The sequence below is a fragment of the Moorena sp. SIO3I6 genome (genome assembly GCF_010672095.1).
In genome coordinates this window covers 1-2,795 of the sequence record NZ_JAAHHU010000562.1, presented here as the reverse complement: position 1 = coordinate 2,795, position 2,795 = coordinate 1, and the positions used below count along the sequence as shown (strand labels likewise).

3 protein-coding genes and 1 pseudogene are annotated in these 2,795 nt (G+C 44.4%); 1 reads left to right on the top strand and 3 read right to left on the bottom strand.

Going from position 1 to position 2,795, the window contains the following annotated elements:
• From tyrS to F6K49_RS39580, 3 genes are all read right to left on the bottom strand, one after another.
• A partial coding sequence (gene tyrS / locus F6K49_RS39590) for a tyrosine--tRNA ligase (protein WP_293106120.1) occupies nt 1-583 on the bottom strand: 583 nt, incomplete at its 3' end.
• 195 nt (nt 584-778) lie between these two features.
• Complete coding sequence (locus F6K49_RS39585) at nt 779-925, bottom strand: hypothetical protein (protein ID WP_293106117.1); 147 nt, start codon at nt 923-925, stop codon at nt 779-781.
• Nucleotides 922-2,166, bottom strand: coding sequence for a transposase (locus tag F6K49_RS39580; protein ID WP_293106111.1), 1,245 nt, complete (start codon nt 2,164-2,166; stop codon nt 922-924). The genes F6K49_RS39585 and F6K49_RS39580 overlap by 4 nt, the downstream gene beginning before the upstream one ends.
• A gap of 386 nt (nt 2,167-2,552) precedes the next feature.
• Here F6K49_RS39580 and F6K49_RS39575 point away from each other — a divergent pair.
• A pseudogene (locus F6K49_RS39575) lies at nt 2,553-2,795 on the top strand (penicillin-binding protein); the annotation flags it as partial.

Below are 2,795 nucleotides of genomic sequence, written 5' to 3'. Positions count from 1 at the left end.
CCACAGAATCATAGCCCTGCATCAATGGGTAGAGAAACTCATGGAGGAAAATAGGATTTTGTTGTTGATAGCGTTCAGCAAACCCTTCCTTAGCCAGCATTTGCCCTACGGTCATAGTGGCTAACAACTCAATAATCTCAGACAAATCCAACTGGTTAAGCCACTCAGAGTTATAGCGAATTTCTAGCCGTCCTGGGGTGTCAAAATCTAGAATAGGGCGCACCTGTGACAGATAAGTTTCAGCATTTTGCTTGACCTGAGCTGGTGTCAACTGGCGACGCACCTCAGACTTCCCAGTAGGGTCACCGATTCTAGCGGTAAAGTCACCAATAATTAAGACAGCGGTATGACCAGCATCTTGGAATGCCCGTAGCTTTCTGACTGGGATACTATGACCTACATGGAGATCCGCACCGGTTGGGTCTATACCTAACTTGACCCGTAAGGGACGCTCAGCTTGCTTGAGCCGAATAGCTAGATTTTCACTCGGGTCCTGAGAATCCGGTTGTAGGGGAAAAATTTCACTGGTACCTCTGTCTAGCCAAGCTAGCTCGTTAGAAAGGGGGATTTCAAAATTTGACATCGGTTGGGACTATGGTTGGGAATTCACTATCTTAGTACAGATGGTTTAAATTTATTCTAAGGATCCGCAGCTAGAGCGACAGTTGCCAAAACCATGTCAAAATGCTGCTAACTATTATACAAAAGGCCGTTGACAACCGTTACGAGATGCGGCTTTTGCCCACTCTTGTAAGATAGGGATTAAATCCCCCATGCTTTAGGCTCTCAAGGGTTCAATCGGTGGATGCATCTGCCACAGGGATTGCATCAAGACGGGAATTGACATCTCCCCGTCCTGTTCGCGTAGGGTCGGCCGTAGGCCACGCTTCGCGTCGGGCAAAGCCCGAAAGGAGCGGGGATTCACAAGAGATAGATTCTTGTTGGTTGTGCCAAGCAACCTCTAGACACTCCGGTAAAACCATTGTGCTTACTTTTTTTCCCAATATTCCATGCACCATTACAGTCAGCGTTAACTAGATGTCCACCCCCAGAACGATACAGGCCACGTTGAACCCGTTTACCACTAAAGGTGTATTTAACGGGGTTGTCGGCGTTGTAAGTAGGGATTTCGTCATCGTCAAGAGAACTAGCTTTACTGGTGTAAGACTCCTCTTGTTCTCGATATTCAATCCCATACCGTTGACACAACCCTTGCAGTTTTTGCCTCAAGTTGTAATGGGGAATTTGGACAAAGCTTTGGTTGTTCCGTTTCCCAAGACTAATTTCTTGTTTCCAGCCTGGGTTAACCCCTACAATCAAAGTCCCAATTTTCTGGGTGATGCATTGATTAATAATCAGCCTGGCTGCTTTATTCAAGTAATCTCTAACCTGGTTATTGCGTACTCTGAGGAGCTTAGATTGGCGGTTAGTCAAAGCTTTGATGCCTTGCTGGTCTTTGATAGATTGAAGCTTGCCATTAAGCTTGTTGTACCACTGGTTAATCGATTTAAGTTTTTTGCCATCCACGATCAAGGATGCCCCGGTGGTCATAGTACAAGTAGCCAGATTATTCAGCCCCAAATCAATGGACATAGCCTGGTTAGGATCAACCGATTGAGGCTCAATTGGTTGTTCGGTGATAAATTCCACCTGAAACCATCGAGCATTATGCCTGGGATGGATGCGAATCTCCTTAAGTCTCTTGCCTTCGAGTCGTCGAGGGAATGGTATCCAGATTTCTCCATGTTCCGCCTTGAATTCTCTGGACATGGGAACCCTGAAGACACCATCCTTGATTTTTACCCTTGGCATAATCAAAGGAAAGTATCCATCTTTAGGCAAATATTGAGGAATGGATATTTTGTTGAATTGGTAGTTTCGAGATTTAGCTGTCTCAATCAACTTGAAGAAAGATTTAAAGGAGCGGTCTACCACTTTCAATGTTTGCTGGGCGATATCGGTATTGAGCAAACGATAATTCTCGTTGCTCTTAACCCGATGGTAGTTACTCTCATATTTGAGGTAACCGCGCTCAGTAAAGAAGAATTGCCTAACCGAGTAAAGTCCTACATTGTAGAGATTCTTACTCAGTCTGCACAGTGTTTGGAGGGCAAGATACTGCTTCTTGCTCAAACCACGTATTTGATTCTTTTGGGTCAAGTACATAGTTACATTTCACTGATTTGCACTTATTTTAGCGAAAGTATCAAACAGGTGCAATATTCAGTGGACACTTGTAAAGCCGTCGAACCAAGGACGGGGTTTCAGACCCAATATTTTTGATGAATTGGCTGGAATTAACCCTAATTCAAAAATTATTATCGCTACAGTAGTTGAAGCTTACGTTGAAGCTTACCTATAGGGCTTGACACTTATCCATAACGTCCTGGCATTATTAATAAATTCGATGCTCAAGACTTGTAAGTAATCCTGCTCTGCCCACCAATCTCTGGAATTGTCTTATAGAAAGGTACTTAGAGAAAGTAAAAAAAACACCCCAAGCACAGCCCCTAGCTTACATGTCTGTTCTTTAGTAAGGAAATGAAATCACCGTGTCATCTAGCACTATTCCACAACCACAAGATCGGAAAAATCGGAAAAAAAAGCCTTCACAAGTATTGCAGTTTGTGCAAGGGGTGGCTCAAGTAACTGGAGGGACTATCCTCGGGGTTACCATGTTAGCTAGCTCGATTGTAGCTGGTGGACTTGTGGGCTTAGCGACTAGCTTCCGTAACCTGCCAGATGTGCGCATGCTCCGGAACTACACACCGACAGAAACAACTTACATTTACGAA

What these genes read in the sequence shown, in the direction of transcription:
- F6K49_RS39580 (WP_293106111.1), bottom strand. Translation starts at nt 2,166, where the DNA reads ATGTACTTGACCCAAAAGAATCAAATACGTGGTTTGAGCAAGAAGCAG.